This window comes from Paenibacillus wuxiensis (assembly GCF_040195695.1).
GTDB classification, from domain to species: domain Bacteria; phylum Bacillota; class Bacilli; order Paenibacillales; family Paenibacillaceae; genus Paenibacillus_B; species Paenibacillus_B suaedae.
Genome location: NZ_JBEFZI010000016.1, coordinates 42056 through 59810, shown reverse-complemented (window position 1 = coordinate 59810; position 17755 = coordinate 42056). Strand labels below are relative to the sequence as shown.

The following is a 17755-nucleotide window of genomic DNA, read 5'->3' as shown; positions in this document are numbered from 1 at the left end:
TTCCGTGCGAGTACCCATGCAATGATTCACTCATGTGAACCACTGTCCTTGCACAATCGAAGCTTCTCTCAGGAGCATTCTATTGTGCAAGATCAGTGGTTTTTTTATTTGCATGAAGCTGTTCTTGTAAGGTAGTCTACTTTATTTGCGCAATCCTTTTGGATAATGGTTCTTTAACTGGCCGCCTGATGCTTTGCCGAAGCCAATTGGCAATCCGTCTATTGCGACAAGTGTCCATCCCTTCAGATTCGCATTTTCTCCTTCAAGAAGCAGAGCTTCACCTCGCAAATAGGCTTCCACGGCCAGATCTTCCACATCATATGAGATGGATTGAGCAGCTACCTCTGAAGAACTGCAGAACATCGCGAGTGCATGGGCGGGCTCAATACGATTCTTGCGTATATGAGCGAGATGCAGACCGGCACGAGGGATGCGGAGCCCTTGGAGTGTCTCTCCACTTCGTAGTGCTTGAACAGCTGATTCATTGCCCTGCGGCAGCCAATAGAGTTCTTCCCCGAACAGCAAGGGCATTCCTTGCGGCAAGTGAATCCCAGGTAGGAACTCTTTCATCCAAGCCTCAAACTGTGTAAATGCCGTCTGCGCTTCGTTGGGGCGGGTTCCACCTCCCTTGCGGGCAGTCTTGCCGCGACGGCTAGTAGAGCTAGTGGAAGCAATTGATTCCGAGTCGCCCTCCTGTAGCTGCAACACGGCTACAAAATGTCCTTCTCCTTCAGAGTGATGAGGCCAAATTCGCTCCATGCGAATCAACTTGAACTGGTCGTAATGCTGAAGCCATTTTTCAATGATCCCTTCATTTTCCTGATGGTTGAAAGTGCAGGTGGAATAGGCAATCGTCCCGCCGGGCTTCAACATCGTTACTGCTGCCTGAATAATATCCCATTGCCGTGCCGCGCACATGGCAACATGCTCAGGCGACCACTCCTTGACAGCATCGTTATCTTTACGGAACATGCCTTCACCCGAGCATGGGGCATCGAGCATAATCCGATCGAAGGCTTGCGGGAACTTAGCGGCTAACGCATGTGGATCGGATTGGGTGACGATCGTGTTGGGGATCCCCATTCGCTCGATATTTTCGGCTAATATTTTGGCGCGCTGTGGATGAATCTCATTGGAGATGAGGACACCTTCACCTCGCATCCGTCCTGCAATGTGGGTAGATTTCCCTCCAGGCGCAGCGGCCAAATCCAAGATGAATTCGCCTGGCTGTGGATCAAGCAGGCTTACTGCAGACATTGCAGAGGGCTCTTGAATATAATAGAAGCCTGCTGCATGATATGGGTGCTTGCCAGGACGCGAGCTCTCTTCGTAATAGTATCCTTCCTCGCACCAAGGCACGGGGCGCAGCTGGAATAGCTTCTCTGAGCGCGAGCGAGCGTCAGGATGTGTCAGCCACTTCACGGGATTGGCACGCAGTCCGAAGGTTCGCGGCTCTGTATAGCTTTGCAAAAATGCATCCCCATCCTTAGGGAGCATCTGCTTCATCTGCTCAATATAAGCTTGAGGTAATGTGTAGTTTGTTTTTTCTAGGGACATGTTACAGCTCCTTTCCGAATGGGTATAAGTAATCAGCATTGTATAGTTTACCGGACTGCTGGCCTTCGATGCAACGTTGAATCTTTAGGGAATAACCGCATGAAATCTCTTATTCATCATTGTGATTTTCTAGTAGTGATTGGAGATACAGGTTACAATAATGTAAGACACTTTTGCGAAACGTCATAGTAAGCTTGTACGTATGGAGTATGTGGTAGGATTCGGGGTTGGAAAGATCAACTCATGGATACAATTTGACTAGGGGAAGCTAGAGATACGCATCTACGAGAACAACCAGGTAAGACAGGAGAAAGGAGCGGATGAATGGTGAATGATGTCGTTGTTGAACTACAAAACGTCACGAAAAAGATAAAAGGAAAAACGATTATCGATGATTTGTCATTCAGTGTGCGTCGCGGTGAAGTATATGGATTCCTTGGCCCGAACGGAGCAGGGAAGACGACGACGATCCGGATGATGGTCGGCCTGATGTCGATGACTTCTGGAAATATTGTAATAGAGGGGCATAATATTCGAACCGATCGCGCGAAGGCGATGGCTCATGTTGGCGCGATTGTCGAAAACCCAGAGCTTTACAAATTTATGACCGGACGCAAAAATTTGCAGCATTTCGTACGTATGAGCGGGAAGCCGATTACGGAGGAGCGCATTAAGGAAATTGTGAAGCTGGTAGATTTGGAAAATGCGCTGGACAAGAAAGTTAAGACGTACTCCCTAGGGATGCGCCAAAGGCTGGGTGTTGCGCAGGCTCTGCTTCATAACCCATCCATTTTGATATTGGATGAGCCTACGAATGGTCTAGATCCAGCCGGTATACGTGAACTGCGTGATTATTTGCGCCATCTCGCGAAGAAGGAAAATATCTCGATTCTCGTATCCAGTCACTTATTGTCTGAGATTGAACTCATGTGTGATCGAGTGCTCATCATTCAGAACGGTAAGTTTGTCGGGGAGCGATCGCTTGATCCGAATGAAGAGGGCGAACAATCTCAAGCAATGGCAATTCGCTTCGTGGTCGACGATGCCGCGAAAGCGATGGAAGTGCTGGCATCTACAGCTTGGAAGGCAAGTGTAGAGGAAGACAGTGCGGTTAAAGTTGAACTGATGCATGATGAGGTTCCTACAGCCGTACAGAAGTTCGTTCAAGCGGGTGTTCTCATTTATGAGGTGCGCACAGTGGCGCCTACATTAGAGGAGACGTTCTTGTCCATGACGAAAGGGGGACGTATTGAATGAGATACTTCGTATCCCTTGTGCAAAATGAATGGATGAAGGCGAACAGCAAGCGCCAAGTGCCTTATTTTTACGCGTTTATCGCGGTTATTACGTTAATTGTAGCTGCTGCAATGCGGTTCTTTATTTTCAAAAGTGATCCATATCCATATATGGCCTTTGTGAGCGACGTTAACTTCTTGTTCAGCTCCCTCATTGGCATCTTTATCATGGTCGTCGCTGCACAAATCGTTACCGACGAGTATCGAGATGGAACGATTAAGCAGTTGTTGATAAGACCGGCAAGCCGCACAACGGTGCTTGCCTCTAAGATGGTTACTGTAGTACTTATCTTGTTGTCGGTGTATGTATTCACGGTCATTTGCAGTGTTGTGATCGGAATGATCTTCTTCAGCTTCATGTCAGCAGATGTTACACTGGCGTCCATATTGAAAGATATCGTCTTCCGAATTCCAGATGTACTGTTCTATGCACTGCTTGCGATGACAGCAGCTGTGCTGACACGCAGCTTGGGTCTGGCAATTACCGTGCCGATTGTGATGAAGTCAGTCGTTGGAGCGGGGATATACTTCTTCTCTGGCAAGCCGTGGTACAAGTATTTAATTTTCCCGAATTTGAACTGGCAGCCGTATTTCAACGGTGGAGACAATCTTCCATTTAAAGAAGCGAGCTTCGGTTTCAGTGTTACGATTTTTGCCGTGTATATGATCGTGCTTCTTGGCTTGTCTCTCATCATTTTCAACAAAAGAGACGTTCAATAGCACTTAATCTGGAATAACGAACAACGCCTTCCCTTGCATGGAGATGCAGGAGAAGGCGTTGTTATTGTTAGGACATGTTGCCCGAGGCTTTCTGGATATGGAGATAATTTGTGACTAGATTTTTGCCATGAGTTTTGGAATAGTACATCGCCTGATCCGCTTCTCGTACAATATCATCTGAAGTCATATATTTGCGCAGCGTACTATGACCGATGCTAAGGGTTACCGTTGTCTCCTGTTCTACGCGATGCCGGATTGCCTCAGCGATTTGCTCGGTACGGGCATTGCGATGCGTAATCAGCGCCACTAGTTCCTCGCCTCCGAATCGGCCAGGTACGCCATAGTCCTCCACCTCTTCCCGAATAATCAGAGACACTTGCTTCAAGATTTCGTCTGCTTGATCATGACCATATGTATCGTTGACTTTCTTGAAATTGTCGATATCGCAAAAAATAAATGAAATTTTGTACTCGTTGCGGATATATTGCTGCATCACTTTCATAATATGTCTTCGATTGAATAGACCTGTCAACCCATCCGTAATGGAAGTGCGATAAGTCATATGAAGCAGTTCGACCACGCGCTCGAACAAGATGAAGAACAATAGGGAGTAATAGGCGAGTGGGAGTAGCCGTTCCAACAGGAACAGCTGATTGTTATTGTATGTAAACAGCAAGGCATTCATAGATGTAAGCAAAATCGTGGCAAAGTAAGCTGCTAAGCTGCATATATAAGTGATACGCTGTCCGATTCTGGGTGCTACCCACACATAACAAAACAGCGTTGCGAACATAAGATATAGCAGCAGTGGCCATGCGTTAGCGATGGTAGGTGTGATGTTCGTGTCAAAAGGAAGAGACAGCATCGTCGCAATTGGGATGACCAGCAGCATTGCTGAGAAGCGAACACGATATCCTCGAGTAGGCCTCTTGTAGAGCCGGTATATCGCCATGTTCACGAGAACAAAGGAAAACGCTTGCAAGGTCGCGCCACCGACAAACCAGTTATAAATATGAGGGTTCCACTCCAGCAATGGCAGACGAATCACATCAATCAGACGTTCCGCCGCCATAAGGAATAAGGAGATAACGAGCAAAATATATGCTGGTGATCGCTGACGGATATAAAGACGAATCGCCATCAGAATCATAATAAATGTAATGTAAAGGATACAGGAAGACACTGATCCCATCACATTGTTCACTTCAGAAAGGGAATTAGCCAAATGAGTCATGAATGACAGCTCCATTGGGAAGGTTCTTTACTGAAACATATGTTCTAATATATCATAAAGGTTGAATGGCGAAAAGCGCGAACAAGAAGGAGGCGCTCGCATGAATATTTTGCAAGCATTGTTTTTTCCGCCTGAACAGCCTGGAGGGGTATCCTCCATGATTCCATATATACTTGATCGATTTCAATCGCCCCACTGGGAGATGGAGATCTTTTCGCTGCCGAAGCGAATACGGGGCAAAGGGCAGGAAGAAGTCCATTTTCATACTTTCGATTGGAAGCAGTACGGGGATAGTTCGATTGTGCAGAAATATGTTCAAACGTATCGCGACTATGTCTGGTGGTCGAAGCTGCGACTTACGAATCGCTATGATCTGATACATGCACATCATCCCATTGTAGGACTTGTAATGAAGCAGTTGTACCCGGATACACCTGTAATTATGACCGTTCACTCTAGCTTTGAACAAGAGCTCATCTTAAATGGAAAGATTGAACCCAATGGACCGGAGCATCAATTTCTAACATCCTTATACCGTGAGTTGGAATCTCAAGTGGATGAGATGATGACGGTGTCCGATTCTTTCCGGACGTATCTGAAGGCTTATGTTCATGATGCGGATCGAATAGAGGTTCTGCCGAATGGATTTGATGAGAAGCGATTCAAGCCGATCGCCCATGATAATGCAGTGCCTCAACTCATCACGATGTGCCGCTTAGTTCCTGCCAAAGGACTCGATGTACTGCTGCAGGCATGTGCAGAGCTAAAGCGGCGGGGTCATGCTTATGTACTTCATATTATCGGCGATGGGCCGATTCGGGAGGATCTAGAGCAGCTTGCACAGGAGCTGTCTATATATGATGAGACGATATTTTACGGCTATATGCTTCATCCCGAGGAGTTTATGCCGTTCTTCGATATTTTCGTATTACCGTCGCGGGCAGAAGCATTCGGTTCTGTATTCGCTGAGGCGGCGCTATGCTGGCTTTCTCTTATTGGAACGAATGTTGGCGGGATAGCAGAGCAGATTGAAGACGGGGTGAATGGACTGCTTGTACCGCCTGATGATCCGACTGCGCTCTGTAATGCGCTGGAGAGAGCGATGATGGATGGATCATTCCGCTATGAACTTGCGCGGGCTGCGTGGGCAAAGGCGAAGCAAACCTATTCGCTAACACGTATCGTGAATGAATTGAAGCGCAAATATTTACATTATCAATTGAAGCGGGGGTGAGGCATTGATTCCGTTTCGTTTTCTACATGCGGCGGATTTGCATGTTGATAGCCCCTTCCGCGGACTACAAGCTCTGCCGGATAAGCTGAAGGGAGAAGTTCAGGAATCAACGTTCGCTGCCTGGGACAATCTCGTACGGTTAGCAATTCGTGCGAAGGTAGACTTTGTTGTCATAAGCGGTGATTTATACGATGGCAGAGATCGCTCGCTTAAGGCGCAGTGGAGGCTTCAGCGGGGGATGGAGCAGCTTCAGGATAAGCAGATTCCCGTGTATATCATTCATGGGAATCACGATCCACTTCATCGCGAGGTGAAGTGGGAGTGGCCAAGCAATGTGACCGTTTTCCCTACGGATAAACCACAAGCCGTTATTGTTCCGAATAAGAATGCCTCGCCGGTAGCGGTTATATGCGGCATGTCTTATGCAGACATGGCAGTTTACGAGAATTTGGCAGCGATGTATCCCAGCCGTCCTGAAAGGAATGCTGTGCAAGCGGGGAAAGGCCTTTCCACGGATGAGGAATGTACGGTGCATGCAGATAGCGTAGAGGAGAGCACACATAGGAGTCAACAGACAGTTGCAGCTAATGAACTGTTCCGCATCGGTCTGCTTCATGGAACGGTTGATGGAAGTGTAGAACACGATCCCTACGCACCATGCTCCAAGAGAGAGCTTGTGGAAAAGGGATATGATTATTGGGCGCTAGGCCATATTCATAAGAGAGAAGTGATGCACGAATCTCCTTATATTGTATATCCCGGCAATACACAAGGCAGGCATGTAAAAGAAACAGGTGCGAAAGGCTGCTACCTGGTTAATGTGAATGAGCTTGGTGATGTCAACCTGCAATTCGAAACATTGGACACGGTTCGCTGGCGTCAGGAGCAGATCGATGTTAGTGGGATAAGTTCACTTCAATCTATCATGCAGCTGCTTGATGAGAAGATGGCAGCTTGGAAAGGTGAAGAGGGGGAGCGATTAACGCTGATTCGTGTGGAACTGACCGGACGAACGCCCTTGTATGCCTCGCTGCAGCAGGAATCCTTCACCGAACAATGGAGGGAAGCATGGCAAGCACAAGAGCTTGACCATGCTTCTTATGAAGAGGTGTCAGGGATTCTGTGGCCAATCGCACTTCGCATCAGCTGTACACCTGATATTGATATTGAGCAGTGGGAGGCGACTGATACCTTCCCAGGAGACTTGATCCGAATAGCGAGTCAGGCACAACAGCATGATACAGCTAGAGAAGCGTTGATTCAGGAAGCATTGCAGACACTTCTGCAGCAGCCACGCTTGCGGAATTGGCTTGCCTCCCAATCCAGCGAGACACAGGAGGAATGGGTGCGAGAAGCGATGCTGTTAGCCGTTGAGTGGCTCCAGAGCGGGGTGAAGCGTCCATGAAAATATTACAGATTCACCTTATGGGGTATGGAGGATTCCGTGATGCGGTAATCCCGCTTGCGGAACGCGGTTCGAATATGGGGATTACGCTGCTCTATGGACCTAATGAGGCAGGGAAGAGTACGATTACCTATTTTATTCGGGACATGCTGTATGGATTGCCGAAGCGGAGAAGCAGTCATACCCGATATGTGCCGATCGAAGGGGCTATATATGGGGGACGGATGAGCGTGCTCGATCAAAGTGGTGCCGAATGGACGATTGAGCGGTGGGAGCGGGATGGTTCACTCCATACGAGTATCCGTAAGGTGTCTGCAACAGGAGTTCTGATAGATATCAGCCAATCTCAATTGGAGGATGAACTGTTAGGGGGATTGAATGCGGGACTCTTCTGCCGCTTATTTGGCATAACACTAGATGAGCTGCAGGAGCTGCAAACGCTGCAGGATGACGAGGTTGGGGCCTATTTATATGATACAGGGCTGTATGGCGGCAGAGGGATAACTGAGGCGGAGCGTTGGCTGCAGCAATCGATGGATGGACTGTTTCGGCCGAGGGGCCGCAATCAGTTGATCAACCAGACCCTTCATACGATGGACAAGCTAGAACGAGTTCAGCGAGAAGCGCATCGTCATGCAGGAAAGCTAAGTGAGTTAGAAGATCAGTTGACTCGAATAGAGCTAGAACTGAATCAGTGTGTAGAGCAGCGGATTGTACAACGGGAGGAACTGGCTAAGGCTGAACGCGCAAGCGGCGTGGCCGATACGTGGATTCGCTATATAGCCGCCAAGCAAGAGCTGGATGAACAGCCGACAGATCTGTCAATAAGGCTGCCTGAGCTTGCTGCCCAGTGGCGGGAGCTTGATCGGAAGCTTGCTGATACGGAAGCTGCTTGTAGAGGAATCGAAGAGAAGCGGCAAGCAGCAGCTGACCGTAAGAAAGGGAAGGAGCCGTTCAAACAGCTGCTAGATCTGGAGTCGGAGACACGCCGGCTTGCGCAGTTGACGGATACTGTCCAACATTGGCGAGAAGCAGCGGGAGAGGCTGAAGTGGAATGCAATGCTGCCGAAGCTGAATTATGGCGGCTCTCTCGTCAGACAGATTCATCATGGACACCGGAGATGCTGCTGGCGAGCAAAACTTCCTCCTACTTGGAGCAGGCGCAGTTGGCAGAGAGACGTGCGGATGCGTGTCGTCTCGCAATCGCGCAATCAGAAGCCGGGATGGAACATGCAGTCCGTGAGGCAGAGCTTGCGGCCAAAGAGTACGACGATGCCAAGATGCAGCTCGAACGCTGTGAGACGGCTGGAGTGAATGGCAGTGGCTTTGCCCCAAACGAGGGAAGCGCAGCAGATATCGCACGCGCAGAGCAATCATTAGCAGATGCGGTGCGGGTGTGGAATGCTTCGAGTGACGGCAAGGAGCATGTTCCTACACCGGAACGAGTACATAACGAATCCTATTCTCGAAGGAACCGCAATGCACCGCGTCCGCAGAAGTTTGCGCACTCCCGCATTATCTATGGATTTGGATTAGGTGTAGTGCTGCTGGCTGCCGGGCTCGGGTGGATGGCACAGCAATGGCTAATGGCTCTCGTCATTGCCTTGGTAGGCCTAGCAGCTACCGCTGTAATGGCATATGTATCTTCACAATCTCCACCGCATTCTTCAGACAAAGCGGATGTGATGGCGCGTAGCGAGAGTGCGCAAGATGGATTGGAACATGCAATCCGTGTGCATGCTGAGGCGCTCCGTCAATTATTGCAGCCCTATCTCTCTAGCACAGCACGCAGTATACCCGATGCTGGCATCGATGAACTAAGAAGGACTGCACAAGAGGTTGGAGCCTGGCATCGTGAACGATTACATGTACAAGAACGCTGTCGTTCTCTGTATGAGACGGTGATTGTGACTGAACGACGCTGTCGACTGCTTACAGCGGAACTGGATGCTGCGCATAAGAAAGAAGAAGGGCGTCTACGCGATTGGCATGCATGGCTCGATCAAGAGAATCTTCCAGAACGACTCACCCCTGCGGGTGTAAAGGAACATTGCAGAAGGTGGGAACAAGCCGAAGAAGTGGAGCAGCAGCGCCATCGCGCGGCTGTGAAGCATGCGCGCCTGCTTGGCCAGCTGGAATTGTTCGAGCAGGATTGCAACAGCTTGCTGCATACCGCACAGCATCTGATCACAACTCGAGCTCAACAAGCGATGAAGGCGAATGACACTGGTTCGTGGGAAGAAGGAACTGAAGCTGTATTTCAATACGGAGTCGCTGCTCATGATGAGGGCGTGGAGCTTCTGACAGGATCAATGATAGGTGGATTATTCCGTCTGCTGGAGCGGATCGAGCGTGAACAGGCTATCGAGCAGGAATATCAGCAATTGTTGCTTCACAGCAGTTCCTTAGATGATGAGTGGAAGGAGAAGCACATTCATGCCAGTCAGATGCAGGAGACGATGAATAAGCTTCTCCTGGAAGCCGGTGTGAACACTGGTTTTGAATTGCTGCATTGTGCTGATGCGTACAACTATAAGCTTGAGCTGGAGCGGCAGGTTCGGGAGCTGGAAGCTGTGCTGTATCGCGGAGGAGAACGCATGGCATTTCGACCAATGGAGGAACTGCTGATTCAGTATGATGGACGTGAGCTCGAGCAGCGATGTATTTCCATCGCACGTCAAATGGAACAGCTGGATACACGGATTCGAGAGCTGGAAGGACGCAAGGGAAGATTGGAGCAGGAGCGGGAGAGGTTGAAGCAAGAGGTGGAGGGGGCTTCCCATCACCAGGAAATTGCGCTGCAGGAATCGAAGCTGGACGAACAAGCGTCCCGTTATGCAGTTCTGGCGCTTGCCAAGACACTCATGCAGCATACTCGCAGATTGTATGAGGAGGAGAAGCAGCCTGCTGTACTGAAACGTGCTGCCCATTATATGGAGCAGATGAGTGCTGGGCGATATACTCGCGTGCTGATTCCCTTCGGCGAGAAGACGATCGCGCTGGCAAGGCCGGATGGTCAGGTAGTATGGAGTCACCATTTCAGTAGAGGAACTGCAGAGCAGGTATATCTGGCTATTCGATTTGCGCTTGCAGAAGCGCTAACGAACCGGGCATCCGTGCCATTCGTGCTGGATGATATTCTAGTCAACTTCGATCAGGAACGGCTAGGATTGGCAGCGAAGGCGCTTATTGCGCTCTCCGATTCGCATCATGTCATGATGACGACTTGCCATCCTCATGTCGTTGATTTGATAAAGTGTGAATTGCCGGAAGTGCGGTTGATTGAAATGCAACGATTGGCATATAGCTCTTAAGCATAGGCGCGGTTCCCTTCAGTAGAGGGACTGCGCCTTATTTGCACCTAGATATAAGGTTCACTGTCGTTAGCTCTCAGGCGGAGAAGTTGGATGCTTCTGACGTGCAGGCTGCAGTGGCAGCGCTGCAGGAAATGGAGCGTCGGTCGGCGGACGATGAGTATGAGTCGGACGCTGTCCAGATGAACGAATTAGCAGGTATATCCACGCAAGGCTGAACACTCCAAATATTGGATACAAGTGAGATACCAGCGGCTTGAAGCCGAATTGACTGAACAGAAAGCAAAATAGCATGATCATGATAATAAGGAGCTTCGGATGAATTCCTGTACGTTGATGCATCTGCAGGGTAATCCCATACACATCGGCAACGTAGGTTGTAAAGATCTCGGAAAAAATAAGCATGACATAAATCAATTGAATGAATACGCCAAGTCCGGATGCAATATGGCCCATGGGAATATCGAATTGCGTAATACCAGGCATGTACACAGCCAACGCAAAATGTCCGGAAAGCAGCATTAATCCAATTAGTACGCCTCCGATAATGCCCCCAAGTTGAATCACTTTTTTGTTCGGCATCGAAGCTCCAAGCGGGACGAGAACAGCTTGCGCCATTGCTAAATTAAAGGCGCCATACAAGAGCGGCGCACTCCATGCTGCATAGAAGGCCTTGTCCGTGCTCAGCGTTAGTGCTTGCGCAGCATTTGGCATTTGGATGGTATGAATGATAATGAACAAGGTAAACGTAAGCATTGTAGGTGCGACGATGGAGTTCAGCTTCAAGATGGCGCCCATTCCTCGGCTAACGAACCAATAGGAACCAACCAATGTAAGCAGCAGACCAATCTGGTAGTTCAAATGCAGATACTCCACGAACACGGATCCTGCTCCTGCCAGCATTACACTATTGACGCAAATAATAATGACCATCGTGAATAGACTGACTGCTCCGCCAATCCGATCTCCAAACAGCATGCGATTAATGTCCTCATAGGATCGAGCCTTGATGTCATGAGACAGGAGCATCAGCTTCGTGCCCAGCCAGATGAACAGCACTGTCGACAATGCGATGGTAAAGGGAGCCCACCACCCATAAGCTGTGAAAAATTGCAATATTTCTTGTCCGGTCGCAAACCCTGCCCCCACGACGGTTCCAATATACGTGAATGCAATTTGCATAACTAACACTGCTTTTCTCAACGTTAAGACGCCTCCTTGCCAGCCAGGCTTGTACGCATTACTATAAAATATGAGCAAGTAGGTTCGGACATGACTGCATGGTTATGATAAAATAGATATCGAATTACGGGAGGGGGGCTTACGGTGCAGACAGTCATGTGGGCGCTGTCCAATTATGGATACATAGCTTTATTTATGTTGCTTGCGCTAGGCATCATCGGCATCCCTGTACCGGATGAGACGCTGATGGTCTTTGTAGGCAGCTTGACTGTAAATGGCCCATTTCAATACGCACCTGCCTTCGCTGTCTGTCTTGCGGGGAGTATGACCGGGATGTTCATCAGTTATATAGTCGGTCGTCGGGTGGGGAAGCCCTTGCTGGATCGGTACGGGAAGAAGTTGAAGTTGACGCCGAAGCGAGTTGAACGAACAGAGCGCTGGTTTCAGAAATATGGAAGTTGGAGTATTGTGTTCGGCTATTTCGTGCCGGGACTTCGTCATTTGACTTGTTATTTGGCGGGGATGTCTAGAATGAAATGGACAACTTATCTTTTTGCGGCTGGATCAGGTGCATTATTGTGGGTGGCTACATTTCTAACGATTGGACATATTGTGGGAAATCATTGGCGTGATGCGGTGCGATGGCTTCACTCGAAGGGGAACCCGATTCTGTTTGGTGGTCTTGTAGTGCTTGCGGTAGGAGGCACTATCACATACTTTATTATTCGTTATCGGATGCGAACCAATAAAACGCCTTGACTCCACGTGGAATCAAGGCGTTTTATTTATTATAGAATCCATTATACGCGCTCGTTGGAAAATAGCTTAACTGCTTGGATCTTGTTTGTCGTGGGATCCAAATCAAGTCTTAACAAGCAGTTCTTTAATTCATAGCTCCACACATAATCTGTATCATGATCTGGACGTCCGAGCACCTTGGAGGCGGTAGCTTCACTGTCTCCAATTGTTAAGCCCTGGATTCCTGTCGAGGTATCCTCGCCAGATACTTCAACAAATATGACTCGCCCATCCTGCTTGCATCCGTAAGAGAAGCCTTCGTATTGATACACGTCAATTGGATCGGTATCATCCATGACATAATGCTCCTCAGGTTCTCCCCATAGCTCCTTAACTGCGGCGTTGTTCGAAGCAAGCACAATGCCTTTCAATTGAGGGTGTGCACGATCAAAAGCTTGATCCGTATATGTAGAATCACCGTTATGAGAGGATTGGCTCTTTGGTGATGCAATTTCGGTTTTCTCGTTTTGTTTCCCTACAGGCTTGCGTTCATCTGGCTTCACCTGAGAATCTTTCTGGTGCGAATAAGGTGTATCCGTTTCAATTGGGGGGATGCTGTGCTCCTGTGAGGTGCATCCTTGAAGCAGCCACGTCATCATGACTGCGGCCAGTACAATAGTTATACTGCGTTGCCGAGTAGATCGCCACATCGTAAATCCTCCTCTACCGCCTCGCGACGGGCCTAGAACATATTACCCTATATACGGAATTTGAATCAATTGCCAATTTGGACGTTATGAACTAGTTATCAACAGTAAATAATAAAAAATAAGCAAAAATAACCCTCTTATATAGTTAGACGCTTCAAAGCTCCATTTAGTTTCAGTTGATGAAAAGAATTGTCTGCTTTTCTCCATTCACCACTTTGACATATAATAAAAGATAAGATGGTGAGAGGGGGCAACGCAGATGGTGGATGAACGAACGGCTCGCTTTTTGGAAGAAAAAGTGACGGAGGCTAAAAACCATTTTGAACGGGCACTAGCATGCAAACACACGGAATTCGATGATTTGTACCCGTATATGATCGAACACCCTCAATTTTTCTGGTACAAAAGGTATGTCGCTTGGTCAGAATTGCTGACGATCGTAAAGCTGTGCGATCAGATGCAGGTGGGCTGGACAGGGAAATTTTCCGCGCAACAAGTTGCGTATATTAACAAGCGTGTCATGTCTGCCAAGGTATTGGACTATTGGTTTGAAACGAACGATACGAAGGAACATGTGGGCTATTGAGATGAAGCATGCGTATGTGCGAGGCCTGCTATGATGGCAGGCCTTGCATGTTGTACATAGCGGAGGTGTGAAGTACATGATGATGGAGGAAGCGGAGCTTGATCGCTATCGAGTGGAAGGAACATTTGTCAGAGTCATTAGGGACATACTGGAGATGAACGATGTTCGAGGATTCGTGGTTGCATGGGATGATGAGTATGTCATGATTCGCAAGCGGAATCGGCGTGTTGTGAAGCTGAGTCGCAGCTATATGATTCAACCTGCAGATGAGCCAAGAACAGTCCCTGAGACTTGATCGGATATACTGGAATACTGCATGGCAGCGGGGAGGGAAACCTGTCAGCTGCCTTGCAGCAGAAATAAGAAGATATCATTGCAAAAAATTTATAAAAGTGTTGACGATCCTATAATGACGTGATATTATATACCTTGTCGCCAGGAAAACAACTTAGCGACTCAATCGGAAGTAACTAAATATGCGGTCGTGGCGGAATTGGCAGACGCGCTAGATTCAGGTTCTAGTGGTAGCAATATCGTGGAGGTTCGAGTCCTCTCGACCGCACCATACTTTCATCAATGAATCCTCATGCTTATGAGGTTTTTTTTATATTTACATGATCTAATAACCCGTCGTCGATGATTTTCGGCAGCGGGGTGTTTTTACGTTTCACCCTTTAATAATCATCAATTTCCCATCAGATTGTATGCGTTAATCGCAATCGTTTCATTTTTGCTATGACGGTGCTTGACACAATGGTTCCAACCGTGTATAGTAATGATTACTGATTCCGAATTATTATCGGTTTCAAACGCAACATCTTATATGCGGTCATGGCGGAATTGGCAGACGCGCTAGATTCAGGTTCTAGTGGTAGCAATATCGTGGAGGTTCGAGTCCTCTTGACCGCACCATACTCTAATTAGCAGAATCCTTACGTCATTAAGGATTTTTTTATTTGTCTCTAATTCTTCGATAAGATGTTTTATCATAGCAGCTTTGAACAGGCTCGTAAATCGGATGCATGATGATTTACGGGCCTTTTTGTGTCCCCATTATAGGTGAAGTCACGATCTTGGCTATCCGAGTGAGAGTGTTAGTACAAGGTCGACAGTCATTCAATATCTAGTTAGATACAAGAGAAAAGACTCCAGACTAAAAACAGCCAGAGTCTTGATCTTATGAATCATCTTACCATTATTCAAATCAACCATGTGCGCAGAAAGTGGTAGTTATAACAGAAGCATAAAGGTTCCGCCAACAAGCAGGAGGAGACCGACAAAAGCTTTCATAGACAATTTTTCCTTAAACACAATGTAAGCGAAGATAATCGTCACGAGTATGCTTAATTTATCAATAGGGACTACGATACTTGCGGGCCCTTCTTGCAGTGCTTTGAAGTAGAGCAGCCAGGACATGCCGGTGGCCAAACCCGATAAGGTAAGGAAAATCCAACTCTTTTTGTCGATTTCTTTGATGCCGCCCTGCTTCTTAGTTGCGAATACAATCAACCACGCCATGATCAGTACAACGATTGTTCGAATGGCGGTGCCTAGATTGGAATCAACATCTTCAATGCCGACTTTGCCTAGGATTGCTGTGATTGCTGCAAAAAGAGCGGATAGTACGGCATACCAAACCCATTTCCCGCTTTTGTCAGAGGATTGTCCAGCATCTTGTTTTCTTTGTATCATCATATACGTTCCGATTCCAATCAACGCCATACTGATGATTTTTAGTAAGGTAACTGGTTCCCCCAGTAAGATAATTGCAAAAAGCATTGTCATAATCGTGCTTGATTTATCAATGGGAACGACGACATTTACATTGCCTAGCTGCAGCGCTCTGAAATAGAAGATCCAAGAAGCACCGGTCGTCAGTCCTGATAATACGAGATAGAAGAGAGACTTCGAGCTGATGTCGAACAGGTTCGTTTGTAAGTTCCCTGCAAACACGATAGCCCACGCAAAAATGATAACAATTCCGGTTCTAAGGGCGGTAGCTAGATTGGAATCCGTACGCTGAATTCCGATTTTAGCAAGAATAGAAGTTAAACCTGCAAATAGCGCCGCACCAAAAGCATAAATCATCCACATGTAGGTATCCTCCAAACTCTATGTAGAACACTATGTACCCAGGTAACATGGAGCTTATGATCATCCCCGTTTAGGGAAGATAGCATATCCTTCATTTTACTATATTTCTTCAGCTAACCTATTGATACACTCACGATTTCCCAGTCATGCGATGCTGAATCGTGATAACAAATGCCAGATGAGCTCTCTGCGGCTGGATACTCCTGTGTATTTGTTCTCCTCAAACCTCTAACTTCTCCGTTTTCCGTATATTAAATCCCAGATTTCAGGGATGGTAGTTTTATTGATTCTATCTATAATTGATAATGATTATCATTATAGTGGAAGAACAGGGAATTGGAAAGAGGTTAGGAATCCGTCATCCGCATCACTGCACAAAAAGATTTGGACGATCACCGCTGCCACGATGCTCAGCCAAGTAAGCCAACAGATGAAGCTTTTCGTTATGGACATGATAGCGTAGATAGCTTCCTGGTTCCTTTGTGTAACCAAGCAGTTCGCGCTCTGTTAATTTCATGCCGACACGGGAGAAGTTTTCATCCAAATAATCTGGATGATAGGTTCGCTCATGAGCTTGCGGAAACAGATGACAAATTCGCGAAAGTGAAGCGGCGGGGGGCTGATAATACAAATAGTGCCCCAGCACACGGGCGCCCGGCTTGAGATAAGTCAGCATCGGGAGAAGCGGGAAGATCCGATTGTGCAACGAAAAGTCGTTGAACGAAAAGCTGTCGACGATCAAATCAACGGTAACGGGAGCTAGAGGAAGCTGCCAATCACTGCTCTCGATATAAAGCGCCTGCAAATCGGTATGGTTCTGTGAAAGCTTCTCTTTAAGCCTGATCAGCAGTTCGCTCGACGTACCGCAAAAGATGTACATCGTCTCCGGTGGGAGAGATGAGATGTACCTAGGTAGAACCGTGTACACATCAGCGTTGGCTTCCACAATCAGCTGATGCTTGGCAGATTCGCTTCTAAGTCGGTCGGCCAACCATTGGTTGCCCTTTTCCGTCAGGTTGATAAAAGCAGAGGAAAGCAATTGAAAACGCTCGTGCTCATAGCCATAGGTATATGCGGAACGAGCGTTTTCTTTATCGGAGGTAAGCAGAATGCCGTCCTTGATTTCCGCCCGATAAGAGCAGGAGCAGTGTAATTGTGCGCTAAGCATATATTTTCCCTGAAGGCAGGCGTTTCGTATTTGCAGTGGAATGCGGCAGGAGGGGCAGTAAAGCAGGGGCAAAAAGGAGTAAGGCACTCCGGTCTCTGCTTCCGTCCTAGGCTCGTCCTGTAAAGTGATTAATTTATTTTCAAGCCGATGAAGAGCGTTTTCCAGTTGCTCTTTATCCTTCATTAGCCGCTGTTTCTTTTCGTTCATCATACGTAGATAATGCCAGCGGATGTCTTCTATGACGGTAAAATCAGAGATTCGCTTCCTCAAAAGCATTTGGCGAATTTCCTGAAGTGTAAAATGAAACTGCTTCATTTCACTGATAAAGGCCATATCCTCAACGCATGAAGGAGTAAATTCATATTGGGCGCTTGCTTTTTTATCCGGAAGCAGCAGCTCGATTTCAATGTAGTAGCGTACCGTATCGACGGACACGTCAAATCTCTTGGCGAATGCTCCAATCTTCATGTAAGTACCTCCCATATTTCCCTTAATATAATAATAAACTAAAATTGCGG

General features: G+C 47.6%; 14 protein-coding genes and 2 tRNA genes. 10 read left to right on the top strand and 6 right to left on the bottom strand.

Annotated elements, in window-relative coordinates; all coding sequences use genetic code 11:
- Window positions 1-141 precede the first annotated feature (141 nt).
- Window positions 142-1557, bottom strand: a complete 1416-nt coding sequence (locus ABN764_RS27095; protein ID WP_446673679.1) for an RsmF rRNA methyltransferase first C-terminal domain-containing protein — start codon at window positions 1555-1557, stop codon at window positions 142-144.
- Between the two features lie 327 nt (window positions 1558-1884).
- On the opposite strand from ABN764_RS27095, the gene ABN764_RS27090 reads away from it, so the two are divergent.
- The gene (locus tag ABN764_RS27090; RefSeq protein WP_036590707.1) at window positions 1885-2814 is read left to right on the top strand and encodes an ABC transporter ATP-binding protein; all 930 of its coding nucleotides are present in this window, start codon (window positions 1885-1887) and stop codon (window positions 2812-2814) included.
- Window positions 2811-3572, top strand: coding sequence for a DUF2705 family protein (locus ABN764_RS27085; RefSeq protein ID WP_174810842.1), 762 nt, complete (start codon window positions 2811-2813; stop codon window positions 3570-3572). The genes ABN764_RS27090 and ABN764_RS27085 overlap by 4 nt, the downstream gene beginning before the upstream one ends.
- Before the next feature lie 67 nt (window positions 3573-3639).
- Here the strand turns inward: ABN764_RS27085 and ABN764_RS27080 are convergent, their stop codons facing one another.
- On the bottom strand, window positions 3640-4806 hold the full coding sequence (locus tag ABN764_RS27080) for a GGDEF domain-containing protein (RefSeq protein WP_446673678.1): 1167 nt from the start codon (window positions 4804-4806) through the stop codon (window positions 3640-3642).
- 100 nt (window positions 4807-4906) lie between these two features.
- Between ABN764_RS27080 and ABN764_RS27075 the strand changes: the two genes are divergently transcribed.
- The 3 genes from ABN764_RS27075 to ABN764_RS27065 are packed head-to-tail and all read left to right on the top strand — an operon-like array spanning window position 4907 to window position 10759.
- Window positions 4907-6040: a glycosyltransferase family 4 protein gene (locus ABN764_RS27075; RefSeq protein ID WP_072729739.1), complete on the top strand. Its 1134-nt coding sequence runs from the start codon at window positions 4907-4909 to the stop codon at window positions 6038-6040.
- Between the two features lie 4 nt (window positions 6041-6044).
- Window positions 6045-7445 (top strand): metallophosphoesterase family protein, encoded by a 1401-nt coding sequence (locus ABN764_RS27070; protein WP_446673677.1) that lies wholly within the window; start codon window positions 6045-6047, stop codon window positions 7443-7445.
- Window positions 7442-10759, top strand: coding sequence for an AAA family ATPase (locus tag ABN764_RS27065; protein ID WP_446673676.1), 3318 nt, complete (start codon window positions 7442-7444; stop codon window positions 10757-10759). Before ABN764_RS27070 ends, ABN764_RS27065 begins: the two co-directional genes overlap by 4 nt.
- Window positions 10760-10828: 69 nt before the next feature.
- Here the strand turns inward: ABN764_RS27065 and ABN764_RS27060 are convergent, their stop codons facing one another.
- Window positions 10829-11962 (bottom strand): YkvI family membrane protein, encoded by a 1134-nt coding sequence (locus tag ABN764_RS27060; protein ID WP_021253194.1) that lies wholly within the window; start codon window positions 11960-11962, stop codon window positions 10829-10831.
- 123 nt (window positions 11963-12085) lie between these two features.
- Here ABN764_RS27060 and ABN764_RS27055 point away from each other — a divergent pair, with 123 nt between their 5' ends.
- A complete protein-coding gene (locus ABN764_RS27055; RefSeq protein ID WP_174810535.1) occupies window positions 12086-12700 on the top strand; it encodes a DedA family protein in 615 nt (204 codons plus the stop codon).
- A 41-nt stretch (window positions 12701-12741) separates the two neighbouring features.
- On the opposite strand, the gene ABN764_RS27050 is transcribed toward ABN764_RS27055, so the two are convergent.
- A complete protein-coding gene (locus ABN764_RS27050) occupies window positions 12742-13389 on the bottom strand; it encodes a hypothetical protein (RefSeq protein ID WP_021253192.1) in 648 nt (215 codons plus the stop codon).
- Window positions 13390-13648: 259 nt separating this feature from the next.
- Here ABN764_RS27050 and ABN764_RS27045 point away from each other — a divergent pair, with 259 nt between their 5' ends.
- The 4 genes from ABN764_RS27045 to ABN764_RS27030 all read left to right on the top strand — a co-directional run bounded on the left by ABN764_RS27045 (window position 13649) and on the right by ABN764_RS27030 (window position 14887).
- A complete protein-coding gene (locus ABN764_RS27045) occupies window positions 13649-13975 on the top strand; it encodes a hypothetical protein (protein ID WP_268626305.1) in 327 nt (108 codons plus the stop codon).
- Window positions 13976-14054: 79 nt separating this feature from the next.
- Entirely contained in the window at window positions 14055-14270 is a 216-nt protein-coding gene (locus ABN764_RS27040; protein WP_072729734.1) for a hypothetical protein, read from the top strand.
- Between the two features lie 183 nt (window positions 14271-14453).
- A tRNA-Leu gene (locus tag ABN764_RS27035) sits at window positions 14454-14540 on the top strand.
- 260 nt (window positions 14541-14800) lie between these two features.
- Window positions 14801-14887 (top strand) — tRNA-Leu (locus tag ABN764_RS27030).
- Between the two features lie 318 nt (window positions 14888-15205).
- Here the strand turns inward: ABN764_RS27030 and ABN764_RS27025 are convergent.
- Together ABN764_RS27025 and ABN764_RS27020 are read right to left on the bottom strand one after the other, a co-directional pair.
- Window positions 15206-16069 (bottom strand): EamA family transporter, encoded by an 864-nt coding sequence (locus tag ABN764_RS27025; RefSeq protein ID WP_446673675.1) that lies wholly within the window; start codon window positions 16067-16069, stop codon window positions 15206-15208.
- Window positions 16070-16436: 367 nt separating this feature from the next.
- Complete coding sequence (locus ABN764_RS27020; protein ID WP_446673674.1) at window positions 16437-17705, bottom strand: MerR family transcriptional regulator; 1269 nt, start codon at window positions 17703-17705, stop codon at window positions 16437-16439.
- Window positions 17706-17755: the final 50 nt, after the last annotated feature.

Excerpts from the sequence above, each read along its gene's own strand:
- ABN764_RS27050 (WP_021253192.1), bottom strand. The coding sequence starts at position 13,389 with ATGTGGCGATCTACTCGGCAACGCAGTATAACTATTGTACTGGCCGCA.
- ABN764_RS27085 (WP_174810842.1), top strand. The coding sequence starts at position 2,811 with ATGAGATACTTCGTATCCCTTGTGCAAAATGAATGGATGAAGGCGAAC.
- ABN764_RS27045 (WP_268626305.1), top strand. The coding sequence starts at position 13,649 with ATGGTGGATGAACGAACGGCTCGCTTTTTGGAAGAAAAAGTGACGGAG.
- ABN764_RS27020 (WP_446673674.1), bottom strand. The coding sequence starts at position 17,705 with ATGAAGATTGGAGCATTCGCCAAGAGATTTGACGTGTCCGTCGATACG.
- ABN764_RS27065 (WP_446673676.1), top strand. The coding sequence starts at position 7,442 with ATGAAAATATTACAGATTCACCTTATGGGGTATGGAGGATTCCGTGAT.
- ABN764_RS27025 (WP_446673675.1), bottom strand. The coding sequence starts at position 16,069 with ATGTGGATGATTTATGCTTTTGGTGCGGCGCTATTTGCAGGTTTAACT.
- ABN764_RS27075 (WP_072729739.1), top strand. The coding sequence starts at position 4,907 with ATGAATATTTTGCAAGCATTGTTTTTTCCGCCTGAACAGCCTGGAGGG.
- ABN764_RS27095 (WP_446673679.1), bottom strand. The coding sequence starts at position 1,557 with ATGTCCCTAGAAAAAACAAACTACACATTACCTCAAGCTTATATTGAG.
- ABN764_RS27040 (WP_072729734.1), top strand. The coding sequence starts at position 14,055 with ATGATGGAGGAAGCGGAGCTTGATCGCTATCGAGTGGAAGGAACATTT.
- ABN764_RS27080 (WP_446673678.1), bottom strand. The coding sequence starts at position 4,806 with ATGACTCATTTGGCTAATTCCCTTTCTGAAGTGAACAATGTGATGGGA.